Source organism: Methylobacterium sp. P5_C11, assembly GCF_054049775.1.
On the sequence record NZ_JBFULS010000072.1, the window covers coordinates 1 to 24,250 of the forward strand.

The following is a 24,250-nucleotide window of genomic DNA, read 5'->3' on the forward strand; positions in this document are numbered from 1 at the left end:
TCGCGGCCGCGCCGGGCCTCAGCCCCGGGGCGCGGCGCCCGCGCCGTGCAGCTGGACGAGGGCCGGGGCGAGGACGCTCGCGGCGCTCGCCTGCGGGTCGAGGGGCAGCGCCCGGAAGATCCGCGCGGCGACACCCTCGGCGCCGCCGGCCTTCCGGACGACGTGGGCGGGGGCGGTGGCGAGCACGTGCCGGGTGCCCGCCGCGACCACCGCCGCCCCGAGATCGACGTTCACGGTCCGGCCCCGGGCCGCACCGGCCACGGCGTTCTGGCCGAACTCGGCACCGGCGCGGATCGCGGCCTCGACGCGGTCGCGGGTGAGCAGCGAGGCCGCCCAGGGCGCGACCCGGGCGATGCCGGCGGTCACGGCGGCGGCGGCGAGCGGCACGAGGACGGCCGTGACCGGCTGGAGAAGGCCGACCAGCCAGTCGCCCCAGGGCAGCGTCACGCCGGCGGCGGGCAAGACCCCGGCGGCGGGCAAGACCGCGGCGAGGCCCGAATCCGGACGCGCGACGAGCGGCAGGGCGGCACAGGCGAGGACGAGCCCCGCGCGGATACGGTGCGTCATGGTCGATCTCCGTGGCTGATCGCGCGGCGGACCCGGCCGGCTCGGGATCTGGTTCGGCGGCGCGGGTCAGGCGCGTCCCGGTCGCCCGGCCAACGCCCCCGGATCGGGACCGGCGCGGAGGGCCGCGAGYGCCCGGCGCGCCCAGGCAAGGCGGCTCGCGGCCGCGGCGACGCCCGGGCGCTCGAAGCGCCGGCACACCGTCTCGGTGGCGGCTTCCAGGGTCGGGGCCGCCCGCAGGGCCGCCAGGGCCGGCGCCTCGGTTGTGCGCAGCTCGACGCAGAGATAGCCGTAGCCCGCCTCCGGCGAGGCCGGGTCCAGGCCGCGCGCCCGGCACCAGGCCTCCATGGCGACGCGCCGGGGTCCGGTCCACTGGGCGAGCCCCCACCCACCCCGGGAGCCGGGCACCGCGGGGCGGAGTTCCTGGAGCCGGCCGAACCCGCCGGTCTCGTGGCCGAGATTGCCCAGGAGGCCGGCGGCCTGGACCGCGCTCAGGCCGAGATCGCGCATCAGGCGGGGGCCGAGGCGGCAGCACGCGGCCGCGAAGGCATCCCTGTCGGCAGGACTGGGCATGGGGGGCTCCGCTCGGTGGCGCGCCCGGCACCGCCGGGCTAAGGCGACCGCGCGCGCCCCGGGGCGCGGCGCGGAAGGGGGAAGCGTGGGACGCGGACAGGACCGGCCGCTCGTGTTCATCGGCGACTCGATCACCGCCGCCTGGGGCATCGTCCGGGCGGAGACCTTCGCGCGGCAGGGCTTCGTGGCCCGGGGCGTGCCGGGCCAGACGAGCGGGCAGATCCGCGCCCGGTTCCTCCGGGACACGGCGGGCGCGCGCGGCGTGCATCTCCTGTGCGGAATCAACGACATCGCGGAGATCGGCGGCCCGGTCTCCGACGGCGAGATCCGCGAGAACCTCATGGCCATCGGGCGGATGGCGTTCGAGGCCGGCCTGCCGCTGACCATCGGCACGGTCATGCCGAGCGACTTCTGGGGCTGGCGCCCCGAGCTGCGCCCGGTGGCGCGGATCCGTGCCCTGAACGGCTGGCTGCGCGCCTATTGCGCGGCCGGCGCCGCCGGCCTCGTCGACTACGACGCGCCCCTCGCCACCGAGACGGGAGAGCTCCGACGCGCCTTCACCGAGGACGGCATCCACCTCAACGCGGCGGGCTATGCGGCGATCGAACCCACAATGCTCGCGGCCCTCCTCCCCGCCTGACGGGGCACGCGATTCGTCGGGATGTCCCGGACGCAGGGACGACGAGTCCTCAGGTGCCCACAGCGAGCCAGTAGATCGGAACGGATGCGGCGCCCGTCACCGTGCCGGCCGCCGCGCGGCGGCTGCGGAGCGTGAAGCCGGTCGCCGCGACGTCGCTCACCTGCGCGGCGTGGAGCGCGTCGCCCGCAGCGGTGGCCGGCTGGGTCCAGACGCCCAGGCAGGCACTCGGAAACGCGCGATCGAACGTCACCGCGACATCCGCATCGGCGCCGGTGACGAGCCCCCATTGGAGGGTCAGGCCGCCCGGGAGCTGGACGGACCCGTTGGCGCCGAGCGTCTGCGCACCGATCGCGAGCGGCGTCCCGTCGGCGCGCTGGTAGTGGCGCACGCGCCAGCGGCCCGCCGCGTCCGAGGTCGCGATGCAGGTGTCGTCGGGGGCCGTGACGAGGTCGGCCCGGGTCGGCAGCGCCAGCGTTCCGGCCGCGTGGACCAGGGTCGCGGCCCCGGCGAAGCGCACGAACCGCTCCCGGTCGGCCGCGCGGCCGAAGCTCGCGATCCGCGCCGCGCCGGTGACGAGGACCCGCCGGGTCCCGGTGGCGCCGAGGTCGGTGGTGGGCGCGGCGTCGAGAACGGCCTCGGCCGAGGCGAAATCGATGCCCCCCGTCGTCGCGCAGGCGGTGAGCGCGGTGGCGAAGGCGGACCCGTCCACCGACACCTTCAGGGTGAAGTCGTCGCTCCCGAGGGTCCCGAGCAGCGCCCGGGCCGTGTAGCCGGTCTCGAAGACCAGGGCGGCGTCGCAGGCCGACGCCTTCCTGTTGACGAAGACCCGCATGTCGCCGGAACCCGGCGTGGCGTCGTCCCAGGTCAGCAGGGCGGAATCCGCCTTCAGGGCGAGGCGGTTCGTGGCGTCGGCGCCGGTATTGATCCCGAGGCGATCGACGCTCTGGATCGCCGTCAGCGTCCGGCGGAAGCTCGTCCAGGCCGCGCCATCGAAGACGTAGAGGTCGGCCTCGTCGATCAGGTAGGCGAGCCACCCGGCCCGCGGGACCGCACCGGTCCAGACGCCGTCGGCGTAGCGCACCACCTGACCGGCGAGCCCCGCCCAGGCGCCCCCGGGCTCGGACGCGACCACGAGGTAGCGGTCGCCCTCCGCGGGGCTCGGCGGCGGGGCGGCGAGGTCCTTGTCCAGGCAGGCGAGCTGGACGAGGGCGTCGAGGCGATCGAGCGCCTCGTTGTGGGTGACGTGCTTCTGGGCCTGGCTCGCGGCGATCAGCGGCAGGCCGAGATGGGGCGTGGCGTCGGACATGGGGCGGCTCCCGGGCAGTCAGGCCGAGCGGACGGGGATGCGGGCGCGGCAGGGGAGCCCGGACCCGGCGACGGGGTCGAGCTGCGCCACGGCGACGTCGAGATGCGTCTGGGCCACGCCAAAATCGGCCGCCTCGTCGGCGTAGAGGCAGTGCTGGGCCTCGGACCGGAGCGTGCGCCGGGCCGTGCCATCCGCCGAGAACACCGTCACCGCATAGGCCTCCGGCGCGTCGAGGGGGATCTCAGCGGGCTCCCAGGCGTCCCCGTCGCGGCGCGACCGGCGGATCCAGGAGAGCCGCACGCCCTCGCCGGTCCGCCGCGCTCGGAGATGGACGGGCCGCAGCGGCGTGAGCGCGGCGAGGCCGGCCGTGGCCGTGAGGTCCGTGAAGGCCGGGTCGCCCGGGTCGCTTCCGGCTGGACCGATCCGGTAGCGGAGGCTGCGGCCGACCTCGTCCAGGCGCTCCACCAGCGGCACCACCGCGCCGTCGTCCAGGCGCACGATCAGGCTGCCCGCCGGTCTCGCCCGTCCCGCCGCCGCCTCGCTGCCCCCGAGCCCGCGCAGGAGGCCCGACAACCGGTAGGTGTCGGGTCCAGTGAGCACCGCCTGCGCGGCGCCGAACAGTTCCACGACGCCGTCGGCGCCGAGCAGCGCGAACAGGTTGCCCCCGGCGAGCAGCGCCGCCGTGCCGATCGACGCGAGGGCGCCGCCGCGGCGCAGCGTGACGTCGAGGGTCACGCCCCGCTGGATCCGCCAGAGCGGCCCGGCGGGCAGCGCCGAGAGGGTCCGTCCGAGGCAGGCCGGGTAGTCGACGAGACCGTGGAGGGCGAGCGGGCCTGCCCCCTCGGCACGCCACACCGCCGCCCCGCCGGGCCACGGCTCGGCCGCGACCGCGAGGTACTGCAGGATCGACGGGCTGCCGCGATCCACCGGCAGGTCGAGGGCGAGGGCCAGCGGCGGCCCGGGGAAGACCGGCGGCGCCACATCGGCCTGGGCTCTGCTGCGGGCCAGCCCGCGCCCGGGTCCGGCCCGGGGCGGCACGCCGCTCGCCTCGATCCGGCGGCCCGTGGGCGCATCGTCGATCCGGTCGATCCTGCGCAGCACCGTGCCGCCCGGCACGTCGGCCGGCACGGCCAGGAGGTCGCCGGGCGCCAACTCGACCCGTCGCGGGCTCACGGTGAACAGCGCGGTGTCGCGGGCCGCGATCAGGCGGTCGAGCAACGCCTCGGCCAGTCCGTCGCCGGTCTCGCGGCGGGTGACGATCGCCGCCTCGACCCGGATCTCGCGCCGCCGCTCGCCGGCGGGCCGAACGGCCGCCGCCGCGGCGCGGCGGTAATCCGGGCTCTCGGACTCGGTGATCCCCAGTTCCACGGAGCGCGGCAGGGCGCTCTCCTCGGCCCGGACCTGGCGCAGGACCGGCCGATCCTCCGACAGCCGGACGAGGTCGGCCTCGGCCAGGACCACGGGCCGGTCGCGGCGGGGACCGCGCAGATGCAGGGTCCCGGCCACCGCCGAGACATCGAGGCCGTAGACCTGCGCCAGGGTCTCGAGGGCGCCGCGCGCGGTGAGCGGCCGGTCGATCACGTAGCCGTCGAGATAGGCGGCGGCCTCCACGGAGACCGGCGCGTCGAAGCCGAAATCTTCCAGGATCCGCAGGACCAGCAGGTCGAGGTCGCAGCCCTCGATCCGGCCGGTGATCCAGTGGCCGACGCGCCAGTTGGCCGCGTCGGCCCAGACGCCCCGCACCGCTGGGAAGGCCGGGAAGGGCCGCGCGTCCCAGGCCCAGACGAAGATCCCGTCGGGATCGACCATGCGGCCGCCATAGACCGGCGAGACGGGGTTGTCGGCGTCCCGAAAGCCCGGCCCGGCCGGGTCGAACCGGGCGAGGATGGCCGCGACCCCGCGCAGCTGGATCAGCTCGTCCCGGAGGCCGCGGGATTCCGGCGGGTAGGCGCCCTCGGCTGATTTCGGGTCCGGGAAGACGTTGGGACCGTTGGTGCCCTTGTCCACCGCCGGAACGCCGACCTCGGTGAGCCAGATCGGCTTGCAGCCCGGCACCCAGGCGGTGGGGCGGGTCTCGACGCCGCCGTCGCGCTCGACATGCGGGCTCGACCACCATGCGACGAGGTCCTTGGCCCGGAAGATCCACGGCTTTCCGGCGGCCCCGTCGGTGATCGGCCTGCGTGCCTGGGCGGCGCGGTCGGCCGCGTCGGCGTAGTACCAGTCGAAGGCCTCGCCGGACGCGCCCCGCGCCCTGAGGTAGGCCCGGTCGGCGATGTCGCCCGTCACCGCCAGATCGGCGTGGTCCGGGCCGTCGCGCCAGTCGGAGACGGGCGGGTACCAGTCGATCCCGACGGCGCCGATGTTGGGATCCGTGAAGAGGTCGTCGAGGGGGAAGCGGACCGTGGCGCCCCCCTGGGCGACGTGCGCGCCGTATTCGGTCCAGTCCGCGGCGTAGACCAGCGTCACCTCCGGGCCGAGGCGGGCGCGCACGGCGGCGGCGAGGCCGCGCAGGGCCTGGACGGCCGGATAGCCGGCAGCCCCTCGCACCCGGGTCAGGCCGACCAGCTCGCTGCCGATCACGAAGCCGGCGATCCGGACGCCCGCGTCCGCCCAGCCGGCCGCGAGGTCGGCGTAGTGGAGCACCGCGGCACGGTATCCGCCGGCGAAGAACGCCGCGACCTGGACGTCGGCCGCGCCGGTCCCGTCCGGACTTCCCGGGAGGCCCGGCGCCGGATCGCAGGTGATGCGCCCGCGCCAGGGATAGGCGGGCTGGGCCGCACCTAGGGCATGCGGATCAGGCAGCGTCGTGCCGGCCGGCACGTCCATCATGACGAACGGGTATAGCGACACCGCGAGGCCCCGGCGCGCCAGCTCGGCCACCAGCCGGGTCAGGCCCGCATCCGCGGGGGTCCCGCCGTAGGCCGGGCTGCCGTCCGGCAGGGTCGAAACCGCCTCGGCCCCGTCGCGGGTGATCCCTGCGACGCGCCAATCCTCCGGGAGGGCGCGCTTCTGGGCGCCCTCGACCTTCGGCACCACCCGGCAGGCGCCGGCGCGCAGGTCGGTGCCGAACCACGTTGCCACCACGGCGACCCGGCGCAGGTTCGGGCAGAGCGCCTGGAGGGCGTCGAGGGAGGCGATCACGTCGGTGTCGCGCTGGAGCTGGTGGCGGTTGGCGGCCTCGGTCCGGCCGAGCCCGAGATCCACGGTGACGCGGTCCGGATCGAGGCCGAACTCGCTGGCGCCGGGGATCAGGTCGACGGCGCGCACGCGGCCGAACAGGCCGTTGACCGGGCGGATCACCTCGAAGGCGAATTGCGGGACGCGGTTGCCGAAATCGGCGAGCGGCAGGCGCTCGAACACCACGTAGGCGAGGCCGCGGTAGGCGGGCGCGGTCTCGGCCCCCTCCTTGGCGACGATGAGCGGGTCGGGCGGCTGGTCGGGGCCGCCGGTATGGACCCGCAGGGTCAGGCCGACCTGGTCGATCTCCCTGCCGTCGGCCCAGATCCGGCGGACGCAGGCGATCTCGCCCTCGCACAGGCCGACCGCGAGGTTCGCGAAATAGGCGTAGCGGGTCGTGACGGTCTTCTGACCGCCCAGGCCCTTGGCGGGGGTCGCGGCCCGCTGCACCGTGGTGTTGGCGATCTCCAGCGGACGCGTCGCCCAGATCAGGCTGCCGCCGATCCGCGCCCGGCCGTAGACCCGGGGGATCGGGTCGCCCTAGGTGGAGGTGAGCCCGGCAACGTCGGCGAGCCGCGGCCCCTCGACGAAGCGCGTGTGCGGCCCGGAGCCCGACAGGGCGCCCCCGAGCGCCGAGCCCGCGACCGAGCCGAGCGCCCGGCCGACCAGGCCGCCGATCGGGTCGCCCAGCGCGGTGCCCACCGCCGCGCCGGCCGAGGACAGGATCAGCGTCGCCATGGGGGGCTCCGGGGCCGTCTCGTGCGGCGGCGTTTGCAAATATACAAAAAATTGTATAACCCGATCTCGGTCGCGGCGATTGGGGCAACGCTGTAGGTCGGCAGCCGATAGGCGTCGCGTTCCGCGGGAGCGCACTCGATGACTTGCGGGCTTTTCCTCAGGATGCCCGGCGCGCCGCCGGCTATCAGATCGACCGCGTTCAGTCCGGCCGCGATCCGGACGATTGGAAGCCGATGCCCTCGATCGGTCCGGGCGTCCGGGAAATCCGTATCCGGGAGCCGGGCGGCGCGTTTCGCGTGATCGACGTGGCAAAGTTCTCGGACGCCGTGTTCATTCTGCACTGCTTCCGCAAATCGACGCAGAAGACGGCATCCGCCGACATCGCACTGGCGAAGCAGCGATACGCAGACCTCGTTCGTGAGCTACAATCGTGACGGACAAAACCTTTGACACGATCTGGAATGCCATAGAGGACTCGCCGGCCGAGGCCGCCCACATGCGCATTCGTTCGACCTTGATGATGGCTCTGCGTGATCACATCGAGCGAACGGGCTTGAGCCAGGCAGAGGCGGCGAAGATCTTCGGCGTCACGCAGCCGCGCATCTCGGACCTGATGCGCGGGAAAATAGACCTGTTCGCCATCGACTCGCTGGTCTCAATGCTGACCGCGGCCGGGCTGCAGGTTGAGCTTCGCGTCGCCGCGGCGGCCTGAGCCGACCTCCGGAAACCGGAACACCCCCGTCACGTGCCGCCGCCACCAGTGGGCGAGCGCCACCTCCGTGACGGCCGCGCCGTCGTGGGCGTGGATCATCGCGCCGTCGCCGGTGGCGATGGCGCAGTGGCGGGCCGGGAGGTGGCGGCGGAAGGCGAAGAGCAGCACGTCGCCCGCCCGCGGCGCCGGGACCGCGAGCGCTCCGGGCAGCGCTCCGGGCGCCGGTACCAGATGGCGGGCCGCCGCCTCGGCCAGGGGATCGGTCCCGGGCGCGGCCGACTCGGCCCAGGTGCCCGAATAGGGCGGCGGCACCTCCGGCTCGGCGCCGTAGAGGCCGCGCCAGACCCCGCGCAGCAGCCCGAGGCAGTCGCAGCCCACGCCCCGCAGCGAGGCCTGGTGCCGGTAGGGCGTGCCCAGCCACAGGCGCGCCTCGCCGAGCGCCGCAGCACCGATATCCTGGCCGATCGCCCGCCGCATCGCGCTCATCGGAACAGGCTCCCGCCGTCGAGGAGGGGGTGGGAGCCCGGCACGGCCCGCATCACCGCGTCGTTGCCCGGCATGTGCGGAAAGCCCTGGAAGTTGCGCACGTTGGCGAAGCGGTCGCGGCAGGTGGCGAGGCGCTTGTCGCAGCCGGCCGAGAGGTCGAAGCCGTCGCCGGTCGCGACGGGCCGGGGCGGCGGAGTCCAGAGTTCGACCAGGGGGCCGAGCTGCAGCCGCACATCCGCCGCGTGCCCGGCATTGGACCCCGCCGTCCAGGTGAGCCGCCCGCCCGTGAACAGGCCGTCCGCGAAGGCGCTCGCGAGCGAGACGGACAGCGTCGCCGGCTCGGGCAGGCCCGTCACCCGGCCGGTGGTCGTCCACGGGGCGCGATCCACCCGGCAGCGCGCGTCCCCGAGATCGGCGCCGCAGGTGGCCCGGTAGGTGCGGCCGCGCTCGGCGCCGAGCCGGTGCGTCAGGCCGCGCAGCTCCGCCACGAAGGCGTCGCCCTCCCGGCGCACCTCGCCGATCGTGGCGACGTCGATGAGGAGCCGCGTCCCGGGATCGGACCAGTCGACCAGCCAGGTCTCGACCGCGGCGCCGTCGTAGAGGCCGCCGGCGATGTCCGCCTCGGTGAGGCCGAGGCTGCTGAGCGCCCCGGCCACGTCGCCGCCCGAGACCGCGAAGCCGAGTTCGGCGCTGGCCTCGGCCGCCTCCAGCCCGGTGCGGGCGGCGTGGACGAGACCCGCGACGGTCAGGTCGCGGTCGTGGTCGGTGAAGCCGAGGGCGAGCCCGTCGCGCCGCCGCAGGGACCAGCAGCGGCACAGGGTGGTCACGCCGCCCGCGAGATGGGCCGCGAAGGCCTCCGGGATGTCGCGCATGGCTCCTCCTCAGGGCACGATCTCGACGAGGGGCACCTTCGGGATCTCCCCGGCCGTGAAGGCCGCGAGGTCGATGGTCAGTTCGTCGGTGTCGAAGCGGACCGGCACGTCGAACGCGAAGCCCGCCGTCACGGCGGCCCCCGCGGGCGGCACGTGCCCGGCCGCGAAGGCGACGAGGCCGGTGGTCGGGTCGCACGCGAAGGCGCCGGCCTCGATCTCCCGGCCCGCCACCGCCACCCGGACGCTGCCGGCCACCGGCTTGGCGATCCGGCGGCGGTAGGGGGCGAAGCCAGCGCCATAGGCCTTGACCAGCGGGAACGACGCCGTGGTGCCGTCTCCCGTCCCGAGGAGCTGGTCGAGGGGGCCGATCGGCCGGCCGGGCGGCCCGGAGCGGCAGTCGACCCGGTCGCGGAAGCGGAAGCCGTAGAGCCGCCCGCGCCGCTCCTCGAAGAAGGCGAGCACGGCGTGGAGGGCGTCCAGGCCGCGCATCCCGAACCCGGCCTCGTAGCGGCGGCGGGAATCGGCCCAGCGGCCGTTCCGGTGCTCCCGGCCCGAGGCCAGGGTCACGATCTCGGTGAGCCGCTGCGGGCCACCGCCGGCGCTCAGGGAGACGTCGAGGGGGAACAGCACCTCGTGGAAGTCCGAAGCCATGGCGGTCCTTTCCGGTTCGAGTCGCGACAGGGCCGCGCCGGTCATCCGCGCCACCGCCGTCAGCGCGCGCGCAGCGAAGCGACCCAGGGCAGCGCGACATCGGTGCACGGGGTGCCGCTGGATGGCTCCGCTCCGCTCGCAAAGACGGTCGCGGTGCCCGGCCTCGGCGGGACCCCGCGCGAAGTCGGGGAATGTCGTCGCTACCGGATGCAGGCCGCCGAAAAGAGTCTTGCCGGAAGAGCGAGAAAATAAAAAAATCCGTTCATCGACAAAATACGGCGGTCGGTCGAAGATCTTCATACCGAAACGGATATGTTCTGAAGTCCATCCGTTCAGAACATCTCGGTTCATCGCGCGCTCTGCACGCCGCCTCGCCACCCTGCCAGGGACATCTTCCGATGACCGCCATCGCTCAGCCCCTCCACGCATCAGCCCCCGCCCTCGACATCCGCCGCGTCGCCGGCCGCATCGGCGCCGAGATCCGCGGCGTCGCCCTTTCGGGGGACCTCGACGACGGCACCGTCGCGGCGATCCGGCAGGCGCTGAACACCCACAAGGTCGTGTTCTTCCGCGACCAGGACCTCGACGAGGCCGGGCAGGAAGCCTTCGGCCGGCGCCTCGGCGACCTCGTCCCGCATCCGACCGTGCCCTCCCTCGCCGGCACGGCGGGGGTCCTCGACATCGACGGCAGCCGGGGCGAGCGGGCGAGTTCCTGGCACACCGACGTGACCTTCGTGCCGGCCTACCCGGCGCTCTCGATCCTGCGGGCCGTGACCCTGCCGCCCTACGGCGGCGACACGCTCTGGGCCAACACGGCGGCGGCCTACGCGGACCTGCCCGAGCCCCTGCGCGACCTCGCCGACAGGCTCTGGGCGCTGCACTCCAACGTCTACGACTATGTCGGTGGCCGGGTGAACGTCTCGGAGGCCGGGCGGCGGCGCTACGACGAGGTGTTCACCAAAACCGTGTTCGAGACCGAGCACCCGCTGGTCCACGTCCACCCGGAGACCGGCGAGCGCGCGCTGATCGTCGGGCACTTCATCCAGCGGATCCTGGGGCTCACCACGGCGGATTCGCAGCATCTGCTGGCGATCTTCCACGATTACGCGACCCGGCCCGAGAACACCGTGCGCTGGTCGTGGCGGACGGGCGACGTGGCGATCTGGGACAACCGCGCCACGGTCCACCGGGCGGTGGACGATTACGGCGCGGCGCCCCGCGTGGTGCGCCGCGTGACGATCCAGGGCGTCGCGCCGGTCAGCGTCGACGGCCGCACCAGCCGGGCGCGGGAGACGGAGGCGCGGAAGGCGGCGTGAGCGAAGGCGGGAGCCGGATCCCGGCTCCCCGCCAGGCTCAGGAGGCCGCCTGCGCCCGGCACGCCGATGCTTCGACGGAGATCACGTCGAGCGTGAACGAGCCGTCCGGCTCGATCTCGAAATACGTCGCCGTCTCGCTGGCGGCGCTCCGTTGCAGCGATCGGATCGCCGCGCGGTGGGTCTCGGGCGTCTGCATACGCCCCACCCAGACCGGGTAGTGCATGCGCAGCCGGCGCGACCGCGTGGCCCGCACGCGAAAGCCGGCACGGGTCAGCGCCGCCTGCCACTCGGCGCCCGTGTAGTTGCGGGCGTGCGAGGGATCGCGCAGGACCTCGACGGCCTGGAGATGCGTGTCGAGTGCGGCATGCCCCGGGGACACGACGTCGATGAAGATCGCGGTGGCCCCGTCTCTCAGGACCCGCCGCGCCTGCTTCAGGCCGCCCTCGAAATCGCGCCAGTGATGGGCCGAGAACCGGCAGCCAAGGAAGTCGAAGGCCGCGTCGTCGAACGGCAGGCGCTCGACCGCCGCGACCTGCGTGCCGATGTTCGACAGGCCGCGCTCCCGCGCCGTGCTCGCGACGGCCTCCGTCATCGCCTGCGCGAGATCGACGGCGGTCACGGACCGGGCATGGGGCGCCAGCCGGTAGGCGACGTGCCCGCCACCGGTGCCGAGATCGAGGGCGCGATCGGGCTGCTCGCGGGCGGCGGCCGCCTCCAGGGCGTCGAGATCCGCACCGGCGGCATGAACCGCGCTCGTCACGTAGGCGCGGGCGCGACTGCCGAACTGGTCGGCGACGACGGTCTCGTGGGGTCGGGACATGGATCGTTCTCCTCCGCCCTCGACAGACCCGACCGCTCAACCTGTTACAAGGGACAATCTTATCCTGTTATAAGCGCCACCATGATCACCGACGCGCAGCGCCGCTTGCTGGGACGGTTCGTCCGCTCGCACAGGGAGCGCATCGCCCCCGACCTGCCGGGGCGGCGGCGACGGACGCCCGGCCTGCGGCGCGAGGAACTGGCGGCCCGGGCCGGCATCGGGGTGACGTGGTGCGCCTGGATCGAGCAGGGGCGCGACGTGAGCGTCTCGCCGGGGACGCTGTCCCGCCTGGCGATCGCCCTGGCGCTGACCCCGGCCGAGCGCGCCTACCTGTTCGAGTTGGCCGGCCGCCGCGATCCCGACGCGCCGCCGTCCGTGGCGGCCTCCCCGGCGCCCGAGGCGATCACGGCGCTGGTCGACGCTTTGGCGTGTCCCGCCTACGGTCTGGACCGGCAGTGGAATGCCTGCTGCTGGAACGCGGCGGCGGAACGCCTGTTCGCCGACTGGCTGGGGCACGGACGGCCGAAGAACCTCCTTCGCTACACGTTCCTCGCACCGTCGGCGCGGGACCTGCTGCCGGATTGGCGCGAGCGGGCGCGGCGCGTCCTGGCCGAGTTCCGCGCGGATTACGCCCGCCTGATCGACGATCCCGGCCTGAACGGCCTGATCGCGACGCTGAAAACCGAGTCGGAGTTGTTCGCGTCCGAGTGGGAAGCGCAATCCGTGATGGCGCGGGAGGGCGGCTCGCGGGCCTTCCGGCACCCGGAGGATGGCCCCCTCACCTACACGCAGCACACGTTCAGCCCGGCCGAGCGGCCCGACTACAAGCTCGTCACCCTGGTGCCGTGTGCGCCGCCCGGATAAGGATGCGCGCCGCCGCCCCGGGGGACCCTCACGTCGCCCGCTGGCCGCGCGCCACCGCCCGAGCGAGGCTCGCGGTCACCTGCGCCTCGGAGCGGCGGAAGGCCGCCGGATCGGCGGTCGCGATGTTGACCGTCACGGAGACCGGCCGCGCCGCAGCGCCGCCCGCGGCGACCCCGAGGCGGCCGTCCGGCCCGCGGCCGAGGGGCAGGATCGCCTCCGGGCCGGCCTCGCCCATGAGGCCGGTGCCGCCCGCCATGGGAAAGTAGGTCGGCGCGGCCACGACGCCGCCGGCGGCGAAGGGCTGGACGCGGCCGCCCCGGAACACGCCGCCCCGGGCGAAGCCGGTCTCCGACCCCGCGCCCAGCATCCCGTTGATGAGCCCGGCCACCCCCGCCTGAATTGGCCCGGCCGCCGCCCGCGCCGCCGCGCCGGCGAGGCGCGCCCCGAGGGCGCCGAGCACGCCGTCGAGGCTGCGACCGGATGCGGCCCCGCGGGTCAGAGCCGTGTCGAGGCTCCGGCCGAAACTCTGCGCCAGCCGGTCGAGGGTCTCGAACTGCTTGATCCGCGCGTCGCCCTGCACGTCGGGTTCGATGTCGGCCATCAGGTGTCTCCGGTCGGGTCGGGATGGGCGGCGAGCAGGCGCTCGAAGGCGGCGCGGGTCATCGGCTCCGGACCGGAGCGTCGGCCGAGCGCCGCGGCGAACTCCCGCGGCGTCGCCGACCAGAAGTCGCGCGGGCGCCAGCCCAGCGCGCCGAGGCCGAGGGCCAGGGCGTCGTCCCAGGGGAAGGTGCCCGGGGCCGGACGCGGTGTCGGGACGCCCGCGTCCGGCCCTAGGGAGGGTTTGCCGGACCCGGCGCCTCCCCGAAGGCCGCCGCCAGCACCGCGCCCAGGGCCGTCGAGACGGCATCGAGCCCGCCCGCCAGCGGCAGCCGCGCCACCGCCGCGTCGTCGAGATCGTGGCCGCCGCCCCGCAGGGCGACGCCCAGGAGGGCGATCAGGTCGCGGGCCGAGATGCGCCCGCCCGCGAAGCGCGCGGCCAGCCCCGCGAGGTCGCCGGCCTGGAGCGCCCCCTCCAGCTCGGCGAGCGCCCCGAGGGTGAGGCAGAGGGTGTAGCGCTGCCCGCCGAGGGTGAGCGGCACCTCGCCGCGGATCCGGTTGGCCATGGCCCTCAAGCCGCCGTGAAGGCGAGCGCGCCGCCGGATTCGAGGCTCATGTCGAAGGTCACCTCGCCGGCATGGTCGCCCCGGTATTCCAGGCTCGCGATCTGGAACAGACCCTCCAGGATGCCGAAGGCGGGGATCACGATCTGGAAGGTGTCGATCGCCCCCTCGAAGAAGATCAGCCGCAGGCGGGCATCCGAGGCCTGGTCGCGGAACACGCCGGAGCCCGCGATCGCGGCCCGGCGCACCCCCGCCCCCGCGAGCAGCTCGCGCCAGCGCCCGACGGAATCGGCGTTGGTGACGTCGACGGTCTCGGCGTTGAGGGTGATCTGGCGGCTGCGCAGGCCTGCCACCGCCACGAAGCCCCCCGCGCCGTCACCCGCCCGGATCAGCAGGTCCTTGCCCTTCTGCGCGCCCATCGGGTCCTCCTGTCTCGATAGAGTCGGCGCCCAAGGCGCCTCGCCGGTTCGGAAAGGGCCTTTTCCCGGGCGCATGCAGCGCCAGCGGAATGCGACCCGGGATCCAGCGCGAGACGTCGCGAAGCGTCCACGATTCGTCGCTGCGCGACGATTCCCGTGCTGGTTCCCGGATCAGGTTCCGCTATCGCTCCACCTGTCCGGGAAAGGGGTGCGACGCTTGCGTCGGACCTCTCTCACACAGTCTCGGTGACCGCCTCGACCGTCAGGGTCGCGCGGGCCTCGCCGGTCCGGGCGTCACGGTGGGCCGCGATGGCACGCACCCGCAGGGTGACGAGGCGGCAGCCGGCGAGCGGCATCGCGACGTCCTGAAGCAGCGCCGCCATCCGCTCGGCGGCGTCGAGGGCGGTGCGCACCGAGCCGGGCCGGGCGATCACCACGATCGCGTGGCGGTGCCGGTGGCGCTCGGAGCCGTCGACGGAATCGTCCTGGATCTCGGCATCCCCGAACAGGGCGTAGACCGGGAGCGTGCCCCGGGGCGGCTCGTCGTAGAGCCGGACGCGGCCGCCCAGCAGCGCCGCGAGGGCGGGATCGGCGCCGAAGCGGGCGATCATTCCGGCGCGGAGCGCCAGCAGCGGGCTCGGATCGCTCACGACCGACCCTCCCGCGGCAATTCCTCGACATGGCAGATCCGGTCGCGGTCCCGCGCATCCGGCTCGGTGACGGCCCGGATCGCGAAGCGCCGGGGGCCGGCGGCGAGCCGCATGGTCGGGTCGAGATCCGCCCGGCCCCGCAGGGTCACCCGGTAGGCGCCGAGGGTATCGCAGCGGCCGCCGGCCGGGCGGTCGACCAAGCCGGCCGGGGCCATGGCGCCCCAGAGGACGGGACCGGCGACGTAGCGGCGCAGCACGCCGCCGAACCCGTCGGGCTCCTCCAGGGGGCGTTCGAGCACGAAGCGGCGGCGCCGCGTGCCGAGGGACGGATGTTGGGACGGGGGCGTCATCGGGGAGGCTCCGGAACGCGAGGTCACAGCCGCCTGCGCCGGAAGGGAGCGGCGAGGTCGGCGGCGTCGGTGCGGGCCGCGTCGGGCTCATCGCCGCGGTGCTCGTAGCGGGCGGCGGCGAGCCGCAGGATCGCGAGGCGCAGGGGCGGCGGCAGCGGCGGCCCGTCGCCGCCGTAGCCCGCCGCGACCTCGATCAGGATCGTGCGGCCGCCGGGATCCGGCGCCGCCGGGTCGACCAGCAGCGCCGGTGCCTCGCTCGGGTCGGGGCCGAGGCGGACCAGCCCCGCGTCGAGGTCGGCGACGCCCCCGGGCTCCGCGAAACCGGCGCGGAGGAGCGCGACCAGAGGAGAGAGCGGCAGCCGCACCTGCCCGTCCAGCGGCCAGGCGGCCAGCGCGATCCGGTAGCGGCCCGGCACCAGGATCCGACGGGTCTCGATCTCCAGGCTGGCGCGGGCCGCCGCGATCAGGGCCTGGAGCAGGGCGTCCTCGTCGGCCTCCGCGTCGGACGCGAAGCGCAGGTAGGCGCGCAGGTCCGCCACGGCCACCGGCTCGACGATGGGGGCCTCGATGCGTAACGGGGTCATCGCGCGTCCCTGAGCAGGTGGTCCGATGTCGATCTCGAAGCGCCGCATGTCCCGCCGCCCGGCGCGCCGCCCCTCTCTGGCGCGGGCGCTGACGGCGGCCGTCACCGCGGCCCTGGCGCTGACATCCGTCCCGGCGCGGGCGATCGTCGGCGGCACGGAGGCGCCGGCCGGCGGGGCCGTGATGGTCCTGTCGTCGAAGGGCGGCGTGTGCACCGGCGTGGTGCTCGCCCCCGACACGGTCCTGACCGCCGGCCATTGCCTGGCCGGCGCGCGGGAGCACCGCGTCCATTTCCGCGACGCCGCGGGCGCTCCGGTCCTCGTCGAGGTCGCCGCGCAGGCGCTGCATCCGGGCTACGATGCCGGCGCGGCCGTGGCCCGGCGACGCTCCATTGACCTCGCGCTGCTGCGCACCGCGACGCCCCTGCCGGCGCGCTTCGCACCGGTGACCCTGAGCGCCGCCCCGGCCCGGGCGGGCGAGACCCTGACCCTGTCGGGCTACGGCGCCGCCAAGCCCGGCGACCCGCGCTCCACCGGCACCTTCCGCAGCGTCGCCCTGCCGGTGATCGAGCCCTACGGCCCGAGCCGCATCCTGGTCTGGCTGAAGGGCGCTGGCGGGGGCGCCTGCCAGGGGGATTCCGGCGGCCCGATCGCGGGGCCGGACGGGGCCGTGCTGGCGCTGTCGGCCTGGATCGGCGGGGCCTGCGGCGGCCTCACCCAGGGCGTCCTGGTCGGCCCGCAGCGCGGCTGGATCGACCGCGTCCTCGGTGGCTGGGACCGGCGCGCGCGCTGGACGGAGTAGGGTGTGAACCGAACCAAGCCGTTGCGGCGTTTGCCAGTTTGTGATTCCAGGCGGCTGTTCGCGGCCTGGCGGTGACGATGGCGAACCTGTTCTGGCTCTCGGATGAGCAATGGGCGGTGATCCAACCATTCATGCCGAGGGACCAGCCCGTACCCGAGCGGAAGGACGACCAGCGGATCATATCGGGCATCCTGCACGTCCTCACGTCGGGCGGCCGCTGGCGCGATTGCCCGGCCGCGTTTGGCCCGCACACCACGGTCTACAATCGCTTCAATCGCTGGTCGCGGCGCGGCCTCTGGAAGGCGATGCTGGCCGCACTGGCCAAGGCCGGGTGGGCTGGTGACGCAGCTGCCCTCGACAGCAGCTACGTCCGGGCACACCGCTCCGCCCATGGCGGGAAAGGCGCGCGCGGGCGCAGGCCATCGGCCCGTCGCGCGGTGGCCACACGACCCAGATCCACGCGCTTACCGATGTCCTCTGGCGGCCCGGCGTCCTCCCGCTGACGCCCGGCAACGCCAGCGACGTGATCACCGTCCCGGCGGTGCTGGCCGAGGCACCTGGCCGGATCCGCCGCCTGAGCGCCGACAAGGGCTACGACGCCGACTGGCTGCGCGCTGACCTACGCAAGAGCGGGATCACGCCGGTCATCCAGGGCAAGCGCGGCCCCAAGCGCCGGATCCGCCGTGACAAGTTCCGCTGTCGCGAACGCTGGCGCATCGAGGCGACTCTTAACCGCCTCAACGACTTCAGACGCATTGCCACCCGATACGACACGCTGGCCCGCAACTACGCCTCGGCCCTCGCGCTCGCCGCCGTCATCGCCTTCTGGTGCTAATCGCGTCCAAACCCTAGCGGCCTCCGTAAGCTTCGCCACACTCCAGGCCAAGACGATGCTAGCAACAGCCCCCACCAGCATCGCTGCCAGATACGGAGCGGACGAGGTCGGGCTACCGGACGACCAGTGGTCGGCCATCCGCAGCAGCGGCATGTGGATAATGTAGAGCGGATAAGACAAGGCTCCCAATTCGGTGCAGACAACCGCCACCGCTGCGGACGGCCGGATCACTACGGCCGTCGCGACGAGGCCAGGGCTGACGATCAGGATGCCGAAAGCGTCCAGCCATGGTGTGCCGGTGTCTGGCGGAATGCACAGGACAGCGCACAGGATGACGAACAGCAGAGGGCTCGGGCATGCACCGAGAGAGTCGAGCAATCCCCGGCGCCAGAGCCCTGACGCGCTTAGCCCTGCACCAAAGCCGAACACCCCGCGCAGGAAGCTCGCGGGAAGTGTCGATCCGAGTCCTCCGTTGAGAAGGCTCTGACCCTCAGCAGCTGCCAATAGCAGCAGGCCAGCGCTCGCGATGGTGACGCCGAGCACCACCCTCATGCCTACCCGCGGCGCGCATAGAGCGAAGGCCATGTTCACCACGGCCTCGACCATAAGAGACCAAGACGGACTGTTGAGCAGGAAGACTGGCCGATCGGCGGCGAACGGTACAGGAATGAGGAGGGCACCGCACAGCAGCATGCCAGCCATCCACGCAAGGACAACGGCATCAGGCGCGCCGTCGAGCTTCGCAGCAATGGTGATCATCGCGAGCAAGGTGCCGGCGATGTAGAGGGGATAGAGCCGCGCGAACCGCGTGAGCAGGAAGCGCCTCGGTGACCAACCGGATCTCAGGCGTGAACCGTAGGCTTGGTCGATGACGAAGCCGCTCATCACGAAGAACACGTCGACTGCCAAGGAGCCGTGGCCGAAGAGCCAGTTGGCCTGAATGTACAGACTTACGTGGAACAGCAGGACGCCTATGGCGGCTACGCCGCGAACGCCATCGAGGACGACAAACCGTTGATGCGCCGAAGCCATCCGGCATGCTCGAACGGCAGCGTAAAGATTTTGTGCAGACGCACGATCTGCAGCTTCACCCCGTTCTTAGGTGATCCGAAAGTCCCGGAGCGGCATGGGCGCGAGGAGTCAGCCTGACCGGGTATTTGATACCGCGGTGCGTTTGTGCGGTTGGATATCACCGCGACCTTCAACGGCTTCCAAGGACGACCTCCGCATCGCCACCCGTTACAAAAGGCTCGCCTGCAACGACCCCTCAGCCGTCGCTCTGGCTGCCATCGTCGCGTTCTGGTGCTGATCGAGTCCAGACTCCAGCGTCCGCAGGGAACCTCAGCTTGGCCGCGCCATTGCCTTGCTCTAGGCTCACCGTGACGCCGCGCCTCCGCCCTCGGCGTCACCCACCCGCGCCGACAGCGCCCGGAGTTCCCGATGTCTCCTCGCCCGATCCGAAAGGCCGGCCTTCGCGAGCGCAGCCTGCGCGGCGGCCTGTGGGGCGGATCCGTAAGCGCCGGTTTGATGGGCGTGGCCCTGCTCGGCGGCCTCGTCGCCCTGCTCCCGACGCCGGCGGCGGCGGTGATCAACGGCACGACGACACGGGACCCAAACGGCGCCCGCAGCTTCGCGGTGCGGATCGAGAGCACCGAGGGCGAGATCTGCTCCGGGACGCTCATCGCCCCGGACCTCGTGCTGAGCGCGGCCCATTGCGTGATGCGGCCCGCCGGCTACACGGTGATCAGCGTCGACCGCGGCTTCCGCCAGCAGCGGACGCAGGTGATCGCCGCCACCATGCATCCGGACTTCGTGCCCGGCACGACGCCCGAGGACCAGCCCGGCGTCGACCTCGCGCTGCTCAAGCTCGAACAGCCGCTCGGCACCGACTACGTGCCCCTCGACCCGCGGGGCGCCGCCTCGATCAGCAACGGCGAGCCGGTGGACATCGCGGGCTTCGGCGTGGTGGCCGAAAACCGGCGGAACTCCGCCCGGATCCTGCGGCTCGCCCACCTCGTGTCGATCGGCTCCCTGCAGGTCGCCAACCGGGTGACCGTCGTGACCGACCGGCGGCGGATGGCCGAGACCTCGGGGGCCGGCGCCTGCCTCGGCGATTCCGGCGGCCCGATCCTCACCGGCGGCCCCGGCGGCTACCGGATCGTCGGCGTGGTCAGCTGGTCGAGCGGCGCCCTGCAGCAGGGCGCACGCCGGACGGCCTGCGGCGGCTTCACGGCCGTCACCCCGGTGGCCGAGCATGCCGGCTGGATCGCGTCGCGCTCGGCCGAACTGTCGCGGATCCAGGTCGGCGAGGCGATGCCCCGCGGCAATCGGTCCGACTGGATGGCGCGTCCCGGCCGCCGCCGCTAACGGGACGCACGCAGGCGGCCTCGGCCGCGCCTCCGAGGAGCGCAGCCCGGCACGGAGACCGGGCGCAAGATGGACCCGTCTGGCGCCGCGCGAGACGCATACCACCCCGGGCATCCCGCGCGCCGGCGGGAACCTGAGGCCGGACTGGTGCTTTCGCATCCGAACCTTCCCGGATCACGGAGCGAGACCATGGCCGATACCGGCAAAAGCAACACCCCCCGGGCGCACAAGACCCGCAACGACACCGATTCGAACGCCAAGAAGGTCGCGGTCGAGGCCCTGAACGCCCGCCTGGCGGACGGCATCGACCTCGCCCTGGCGATCAAGCAGGCCCACTGGAACCTCAAGGGCCCGCAATTCATCGGCGTCCACGAGATGCTCGACGGGTTCCGCACCGAACTCGACGACCTGAACGACAAGGTCGCCGAGCGGGCGACGCAGCTCGGCGCCACGGCGCTGGGCTCGACACAGGCGGTGGCCGAGCGGACGAAGCTGCCGCCCTACCCCACCGGTATCTACGCCATCGCCGACCACATCGCCGCGCTGATCGACAGCTATGCCGGCTACGCCAACGCCGTGCGCGACAACATCGACGAGACCGACGAGGCGGGCGATCCCGGCACGGCCGACCTGTTCACCGAGATCTCCCGGGCGGTGGACAAGCACCTGTGGTTCCTCGAGGCCCACGTGCAGGAGCCCACCGGCACCCTGCGCGACGGCAATGCGGACCGCTGAAGCCCTCTCGGCGTCCCGACGACGGCCGGGGATCGAGGCGTCCCCGGCCGCTGCCCGCCTCCGCCCCGGTCGGGGGCGGGCGGCGCCTCAGCCGAACTTCACGAGCTTGATCGCGTCGAAATCCTGCACCCCGCCGCCGACGCGCTTGGTCGTGTAGAACAGCACGTAGGGCTTGGCCGAGTACGGATCCCGCAGCACGCGCATCCCGGTGCGGTCGACCACGAGGTAGCCGCGGCGGAAGTCGCCGAAGGCCACCGACAGGCTGTCCTTCCCGAGATCCGGCATCGCTTCGGCCTCGGTGACGGGGAAGCCGATCAGCGTGGCGGCCCGGCCGGCGGCCAGCGGCGGCTGCCAGAGGTAGTTGCCCTCCGCATCCTTGAACTTCCGGATCGCGCTCTGGGTGCGCCGGTTCATCACGAAGCCGGCGTTCTGCCGGTAGCTCGCCCGCAACCCGTAGACCAAGTCGAAGAGCACGTCCGCCGGGTTGCTCGACGGGAAGGCGCCGGCCGCCCCGGTGGCGACGAAGCCGAGCTTGCCGGGGACCCAGGCGGCGTTGGCGACGGTGTCGTAGCTCAGGAAGCCGCGCGGGCGGCTCGCGCCGTTGCCGGACACGAAGGCGACGCCCTCCTGCTCGGCGAAGGCGGTCTCCACCTCGGCCGAGAGCCACGCGTCGAGATCCACCACGGCATCGTCGAGGAGGGTCTGGGTGGCGGCGGGCATCGCGTAGAGTTCCATGGCGGGGAACGCGATCTCCGACAGGGCCGGCGCGGCGGTCTCGGGCCGCGGGGCCGTCTCGGCGACCCAGCCGGTGACCGGCGCGCCCACCGAGACCGCCCGCTTGTACTGGGATCCGGAGATCTGCTGCACGCTGGCGATCGACCGGATCGGCGAGACCTGGCCGAGGCGGGTCAGGACGGTGCGCTCGATCGTGTCGGGCACGAGGTAGCCGCCATCCGGGCCGGAGCCGGCCGACAGGGCCTTGGCCTCCAGGTGCTTCAGCCCCCCGCTCTCGCCCGCCCGGACGTAGAGGTCGAAGGCGGCCTTGTGCGCGTGCGCCGGCCCGTCCTCCCGGACGGCGGGCTCACCGCGCGGCGGCCGCGCCCGTTCCAGGGCGATCCGGTCGAGGCGGGTACGGGCGGCATCGAGGGCGGCGTCGATCCGGGCGAGCTTCTCCTCGGAGAGCACGTCGGGGCGGAGGCGGCCCTCGATCTGACCGATCCGGGCATCGTTCGTCTCCCGGAACGCCGCGAAGGCGGCGGCGAGATCGTCGAGGGCCGAGCGGACCGGCCCGCCCTCGGGCGTGGCGTCCTTGTTCTCCAGCGCGTGCTGGCCGTTCTTGGTCTCCAGGGCAGTGCTGGCCATCAGGGTGTGGGCATCCATGGGGGACCTCATCGGAGGGAGATTGGACATCAGGGCCGGGCGCCCGGCGGCAGCCCGGCGGACCGTGTCGCCGGGTGGGACGGGGCGATCCGCCGGGCGAGGCCGCGGATCGCGTCGACCAGGGGCGGCTCGGGGGGATCCGGGCTCGCCCGGGCCGACGGCTGCAGCGGGAATGTCACGAGGGAGACCTCCCACAGGTCGACCTGATGGAGGCGGCGCTCGCCGCCCGCGCCCTTCCGCGCCAGCAGCGTGCGGAAGCCGATCGACAGCCCGTCGAGGCCGCCGCCGCGCATCAGCGCGTCGATCTCCCGGGCGCGCTGCACCGCGAGGTTGAGCTGACCGTGGGCGAACAGGCCGCGGGCATCCTCCCGCAGGGCGAGCCAGCGGCCGATCGGCTCGGCGGGATCGTGCTGGAACAGGAGCCTCACGCCGGCCGCGCCCCGCCGGGCGAGGCTCGCCGCGAAGGCCCCCGGCACCACCACGTCGCGGCCGAGGTCGGGCACGCCGAAGACGCTGGCATAGCCGGAGAAGTGGCCGTCCATGGTGGGATCCTCGGGTGCGACGCGGGCTAGAGGGACGGTCCGTGTTGGATGCCACCGGCAGAGGGGGGCGAGGCCCGCGCCACGTCAGGGCGCCGGCTCCCGCGGCCTTTCGGGCGGGTAGCCCACCGCCTCGCGCTTCTCGGCCACCGACAGGAACTCGGCGGCCTGGACCCGGCGCCACAGGGATTCCCGCTCGCCGGCGAGGGCCTCGATCCGGTCGAGGTCCGGCTCCAGGTCGACCGGGCCGAAGGCGGGCTCCAGCCAGCCGGCCAGCGCCTGGGCGGTGCGGGTCGCGAGGGGGATCAGGGTCTGGCGGTAGAGGGCGCGGTTCGCCTCGGCGTAGTTGGCGTGGGTGTTGTCGCCGGCCAGGCCCAGCAGCAGGGGCGGCACCCCGAAGGCCAGGGCGATCTCCCGGGCGGCCGCGTTCTTGGCCTCCACGAAATCCATGTCCCGCGGCGAGAGCGCGAGGGGCTTCCAGTCGAGGCCGCCCTCCAGCAGCAGCGGCCGGCCGGCATTGGCGGCGCCCTGGTAGTTGGCCTCCAGCTCCGCCTTCAGCCGGTCGAATTGCGGCTCGGAGAGCGAGGCACCGGCGAAGATCAGCGCCCCGGAGGGCCGGGCGGCGTTGTCGAGCAGCGCCTTGTTCCAGGCGCTGGCGGCGTTGTGGATGTCCAGCGCCGTGGCGGCCGCCGCGATCGGCGCGAGGCCGCCGGTCTCGTCCTCCGGATGGAACAGCGCCAGCGGCAGGATCGGCGCCACCGCGGCGCCGGGCTCTGGGAGGTCGAACCGGCGGCTGCGGCCGCCCGTAGTGTAGAGGTAGGCCGCCGGCCAGCCGTCCGGACCCGGCAGCATCCGCATACGGCCGGGCCGCAGGGCTTGGAGCGCGGCGATCCGTCCGTCGTCGAGCTCCACCGCCTCCAGGTAGGCCGTCCCGGTGAGCAGGAGGTCGGCGTAGACGGTCTCCAGGAGATGCGTGCCACTCTCCCGGGGGTTGGGTCGCGCCAGCAGCGCCAGCAGGTCGGCCGCCCGCCCGGCGCCGGGACCGGTGGCGATCAGCGGCAGGCTCGCGGTGCTCTCAGCGACGAGGCGCACCGTCCGATGAACCACCGGGTTGGCCTGATAGCCCGCCCGTGCGAGGGCCGCCGGATCGCGGGGCGTCCAGCTGGCCCGGCCCTCGGCGTAGAGGGCGAAGGCCGGGGCCGCGGCGGCCTTGGCGGCGAGCGCCGGGCCGCCGGCGGTGCGGCGCGCCATCCGCGCCAGCCGTTCGAGGAGGGTCGACATGCCGGTCCGATCCTGAGCTATGGTCACGCGATGCAGCCTCGGTCCCACATGCGGTCCCGCGCCGCCCGTCTGGGTGGTGTCGTCGCCTTGGCCCTCGTCCCCTTGGCCCTCGTCCCCTTGGCCCTCGCCCCCTTGGCCCTCGCCCCCTTGGCCCTCGCCCCCTTGGCCCTCGCGGCGTCCGCCCGGGCCGGGGATGCGCCCGGCCCCGCCTGGCCGGAACCGGACGGGACCCTGATCCTCGCCCGCCCCTTCGGCCGTTCGGAGATCAGCCTGCGCCTGTCCCGGCGGGTCGCCGGGGCCGTGGACACCGTGACATGGGACGGCGTCACCTTCCTCGCCGACACGGAACCCGGCGACGCCTTGCAGGCGCGGGCGGAGGTCGAGACCGGCGCCGGATGCCGCCGGGCGAGCGAGGCGGGCGCCCCGCAGGAC

27 protein-coding genes and 3 pseudogenes are annotated in these 24,250 nt (G+C 73.9%); 11 read left to right on the forward strand and 19 right to left on the reverse strand.

Annotation, left to right across the window (positions count from 1 at the left end; genetic code table 11):
- Window positions 1-18: 18 nt before the first annotated feature.
- Both ACXJKQ_RS25130 and ACXJKQ_RS25135 read right to left on the reverse strand, forming a co-directional pair.
- The gene (locus tag ACXJKQ_RS25130; RefSeq protein ID WP_457108403.1) at window positions 19-567 is read right to left on the reverse strand and encodes a hypothetical protein; all 549 of its coding nucleotides are present in this window, start codon (window positions 565-567) and stop codon (window positions 19-21) included.
- Between the two features lie 66 nt (window positions 568-633).
- A complete protein-coding gene (locus tag ACXJKQ_RS25135) occupies window positions 634-1,137 on the reverse strand; it encodes a phage tail tip lysozyme (protein ID WP_457108404.1) in 504 nt (167 codons plus the stop codon).
- A gap of 85 nt (window positions 1,138-1,222) precedes the next feature.
- Between ACXJKQ_RS25135 and ACXJKQ_RS25140 the strand changes: the two genes are divergently transcribed.
- Window positions 1,223-1,777: a GDSL-type esterase/lipase family protein gene (locus ACXJKQ_RS25140; RefSeq protein ID WP_457108405.1), complete on the forward strand. Its 555-nt coding sequence runs from the start codon at window positions 1,223-1,225 to the stop codon at window positions 1,775-1,777.
- A gap of 49 nt (window positions 1,778-1,826) precedes the next feature.
- On the opposite strand, the gene ACXJKQ_RS25145 is transcribed toward ACXJKQ_RS25140, so the two are convergent.
- A complete protein-coding gene (locus tag ACXJKQ_RS25145) occupies window positions 1,827-3,083 on the reverse strand; it encodes a DUF2793 domain-containing protein (protein ID WP_457108406.1) in 1,257 nt (418 codons plus the stop codon).
- 18 nt (window positions 3,084-3,101) lie between these two features.
- Window positions 3,102-6,998, reverse strand: a pseudogene (locus ACXJKQ_RS25150) (baseplate multidomain protein megatron).
- A gap of 143 nt (window positions 6,999-7,141) precedes the next feature.
- Between ACXJKQ_RS25150 and ACXJKQ_RS25155 the strand changes: the two are divergent.
- Both ACXJKQ_RS25155 and ACXJKQ_RS25160 read left to right on the forward strand, forming a co-directional pair.
- The gene (locus ACXJKQ_RS25155; protein WP_457108407.1) at window positions 7,142-7,432 is read left to right on the forward strand and encodes a type II toxin-antitoxin system RelE/ParE family toxin; all 291 of its coding nucleotides are present in this window, start codon (window positions 7,142-7,144) and stop codon (window positions 7,430-7,432) included.
- Window positions 7,429-7,710 carry a helix-turn-helix domain-containing protein gene (locus tag ACXJKQ_RS25160; protein WP_457108408.1) on the forward strand — a complete coding sequence of 94 codons (282 nt, stop codon included), beginning with the start codon at window positions 7,429-7,431 and terminating at the stop codon, window positions 7,708-7,710. Before ACXJKQ_RS25155 ends, ACXJKQ_RS25160 begins: the two co-directional genes overlap by 4 nt.
- Here the strand turns inward: ACXJKQ_RS25160 and ACXJKQ_RS25165 are convergent.
- From ACXJKQ_RS25165 to ACXJKQ_RS25175, 3 genes are read right to left on the reverse strand one after another with little or no spacing between them, the layout of a single operon-like run.
- Window positions 7,654-8,196, reverse strand: a complete 543-nt coding sequence (locus tag ACXJKQ_RS25165) for an NlpC/P60 family protein (RefSeq protein ID WP_457108409.1) — start codon at window positions 8,194-8,196, stop codon at window positions 7,654-7,656. The genes ACXJKQ_RS25160 and ACXJKQ_RS25165 overlap by 57 nt on opposite strands.
- Window positions 8,193-9,068, reverse strand: a complete 876-nt coding sequence (locus ACXJKQ_RS25170) for a DUF2163 domain-containing protein (protein WP_457108410.1) — start codon at window positions 9,066-9,068, stop codon at window positions 8,193-8,195. Before ACXJKQ_RS25170 ends, ACXJKQ_RS25165 begins: the two co-directional genes overlap by 4 nt.
- Window positions 9,069-9,077: 9 nt before the next feature.
- Window positions 9,078-9,719, reverse strand: coding sequence for a phage distal tail protein, Rcc01695 family (locus tag ACXJKQ_RS25175; RefSeq protein WP_457108411.1), 642 nt, complete (start codon window positions 9,717-9,719; stop codon window positions 9,078-9,080).
- Window positions 9,720-10,117: 398 nt separating this feature from the next.
- Between ACXJKQ_RS25175 and ACXJKQ_RS25180 the strand changes: the two genes are divergently transcribed.
- The gene (locus tag ACXJKQ_RS25180) at window positions 10,118-11,035 is read left to right on the forward strand and encodes a TauD/TfdA dioxygenase family protein (RefSeq protein WP_457108412.1); all 918 of its coding nucleotides are present in this window, start codon (window positions 10,118-10,120) and stop codon (window positions 11,033-11,035) included.
- A 37-nt stretch (window positions 11,036-11,072) separates the two neighbouring features.
- On the opposite strand, the gene ACXJKQ_RS25185 is transcribed toward ACXJKQ_RS25180, so the two are convergent.
- Window positions 11,073-11,855: a class I SAM-dependent methyltransferase gene (locus ACXJKQ_RS25185; protein WP_457108413.1), complete on the reverse strand. Its 783-nt coding sequence runs from the start codon at window positions 11,853-11,855 to the stop codon at window positions 11,073-11,075.
- 81 nt (window positions 11,856-11,936) lie between these two features.
- Here ACXJKQ_RS25185 and ACXJKQ_RS25190 point away from each other — a divergent pair, with 81 nt between their 5' ends.
- Window positions 11,937-12,719 (forward strand): helix-turn-helix transcriptional regulator, encoded by a 783-nt coding sequence (locus ACXJKQ_RS25190; RefSeq protein WP_457108414.1) that lies wholly within the window; start codon window positions 11,937-11,939, stop codon window positions 12,717-12,719.
- 28 nt (window positions 12,720-12,747) lie between these two features.
- On the opposite strand, the gene ACXJKQ_RS25195 is transcribed toward ACXJKQ_RS25190, so the two are convergent.
- The 7 genes from ACXJKQ_RS25195 to ACXJKQ_RS25225 all read right to left on the reverse strand — a co-directional run bounded on the left by ACXJKQ_RS25195 (window position 12,748) and on the right by ACXJKQ_RS25225 (window position 15,882).
- The gene (locus ACXJKQ_RS25195; RefSeq protein WP_457108415.1) at window positions 12,748-13,320 is read right to left on the reverse strand and encodes a phage tail tape measure protein; all 573 of its coding nucleotides are present in this window, start codon (window positions 13,318-13,320) and stop codon (window positions 12,748-12,750) included.
- A complete protein-coding gene (locus ACXJKQ_RS25200; protein WP_457108428.1) occupies window positions 13,320-13,487 on the reverse strand; it encodes a phage tail assembly chaperone in 168 nt (55 codons plus the stop codon). Before ACXJKQ_RS25200 ends, ACXJKQ_RS25195 begins: the two co-directional genes overlap by 1 nt.
- A 62-nt stretch (window positions 13,488-13,549) precedes the next feature.
- Window positions 13,550-13,882, reverse strand: a complete 333-nt coding sequence (locus ACXJKQ_RS25205) for a gene transfer agent family protein (RefSeq protein ID WP_457108416.1) — start codon at window positions 13,880-13,882, stop codon at window positions 13,550-13,552.
- A gap of 5 nt (window positions 13,883-13,887) precedes the next feature.
- Window positions 13,888-14,298, reverse strand: a complete 411-nt coding sequence (locus ACXJKQ_RS25210) for a phage major tail protein, TP901-1 family (RefSeq protein ID WP_457108417.1) — start codon at window positions 14,296-14,298, stop codon at window positions 13,888-13,890.
- Between the two features lie 233 nt (window positions 14,299-14,531).
- Complete coding sequence (locus ACXJKQ_RS25215) at window positions 14,532-14,948, reverse strand: DUF3168 domain-containing protein (protein WP_457108418.1); 417 nt, start codon at window positions 14,946-14,948, stop codon at window positions 14,532-14,534.
- Window positions 14,945-15,298: a head-tail adaptor protein gene (locus ACXJKQ_RS25220; RefSeq protein WP_457108419.1), complete on the reverse strand. Its 354-nt coding sequence runs from the start codon at window positions 15,296-15,298 to the stop codon at window positions 14,945-14,947. The genes ACXJKQ_RS25215 and ACXJKQ_RS25220 overlap by 4 nt, the downstream gene beginning before the upstream one ends.
- 23 nt (window positions 15,299-15,321) lie before the next feature.
- The gene (locus ACXJKQ_RS25225) at window positions 15,322-15,882 is read right to left on the reverse strand and encodes a head-tail connector protein (RefSeq protein WP_457108420.1); all 561 of its coding nucleotides are present in this window, start codon (window positions 15,880-15,882) and stop codon (window positions 15,322-15,324) included.
- A gap of 46 nt (window positions 15,883-15,928) precedes the next feature.
- Here ACXJKQ_RS25225 and ACXJKQ_RS25230 point away from each other — a divergent pair, with 46 nt between their 5' ends.
- A complete protein-coding gene (locus tag ACXJKQ_RS25230) occupies window positions 15,929-16,681 on the forward strand; it encodes a S1 family peptidase (RefSeq protein ID WP_457108421.1) in 753 nt (250 codons plus the stop codon).
- A 77-nt stretch (window positions 16,682-16,758) separates the two neighbouring features.
- Window positions 16,759-17,516 (forward strand): IS5 family transposase gene (locus ACXJKQ_RS25235; protein WP_457108422.1). Its coding sequence is split into 2 segments (ribosomal slippage): window positions 16,759-17,086 and window positions 17,086-17,516, totalling 759 coding nucleotides; the frame shifts between segments, so codons are not numbered across the junction.
- Between the two features lie 48 nt (window positions 17,517-17,564).
- Here ACXJKQ_RS25235 and ACXJKQ_RS25240 read toward each other — a convergent pair.
- Window positions 17,565-18,548 (reverse strand): annotated as a pseudogene (locus tag ACXJKQ_RS25240) (acyltransferase family protein); the annotation flags it as partial.
- A 181-nt stretch (window positions 18,549-18,729) separates the two neighbouring features.
- Here ACXJKQ_RS25240 and ACXJKQ_RS25245 point away from each other — a divergent pair.
- From ACXJKQ_RS25245 to dps, 3 genes and pseudogenes are all read left to right on the forward strand, one after another.
- Window positions 18,730-18,825 (forward strand): annotated as a pseudogene (locus ACXJKQ_RS25245) (IS5/IS1182 family transposase); the annotation flags it as partial.
- Between the two features lie 131 nt (window positions 18,826-18,956).
- On the forward strand, window positions 18,957-19,883 hold the full coding sequence (locus ACXJKQ_RS25250) for a S1 family peptidase (RefSeq protein ID WP_457108423.1): 927 nt from the start codon (window positions 18,957-18,959) through the stop codon (window positions 19,881-19,883).
- 189 nt (window positions 19,884-20,072) lie between these two features.
- Window positions 20,073-20,618, forward strand: coding sequence for a DNA starvation/stationary phase protection protein Dps (dps, locus tag ACXJKQ_RS25255; RefSeq protein WP_457108424.1), 546 nt, complete (start codon window positions 20,073-20,075; stop codon window positions 20,616-20,618).
- Window positions 20,619-20,705: 87 nt separating this feature from the next.
- On the opposite strand, the gene ACXJKQ_RS25260 is transcribed toward dps, so the two are convergent.
- From ACXJKQ_RS25260 to ACXJKQ_RS25270, 3 genes are all read right to left on the reverse strand, one after another.
- A complete protein-coding gene (locus ACXJKQ_RS25260; RefSeq protein WP_457108429.1) occupies window positions 20,706-21,980 on the reverse strand; it encodes a phage major capsid protein in 1,275 nt (424 codons plus the stop codon).
- A 47-nt stretch (window positions 21,981-22,027) separates the two neighbouring features.
- Complete coding sequence (locus ACXJKQ_RS25265) at window positions 22,028-22,540, reverse strand: HK97 family phage prohead protease (protein ID WP_457108425.1); 513 nt, start codon at window positions 22,538-22,540, stop codon at window positions 22,028-22,030.
- An 84-nt stretch (window positions 22,541-22,624) separates the two neighbouring features.
- Window positions 22,625-23,818, reverse strand: coding sequence for a phage portal protein (locus tag ACXJKQ_RS25270; protein ID WP_457108426.1), 1,194 nt, complete (start codon window positions 23,816-23,818; stop codon window positions 22,625-22,627).
- Window positions 23,819-23,866: 48 nt separating this feature from the next.
- Between ACXJKQ_RS25270 and ACXJKQ_RS25275 the strand changes: the two genes are divergently transcribed.
- Window positions 23,867-24,250 (forward strand): hypothetical protein (locus ACXJKQ_RS25275; protein ID WP_457108427.1); only part of this gene is annotated, 384 nt, incomplete at its 3' end.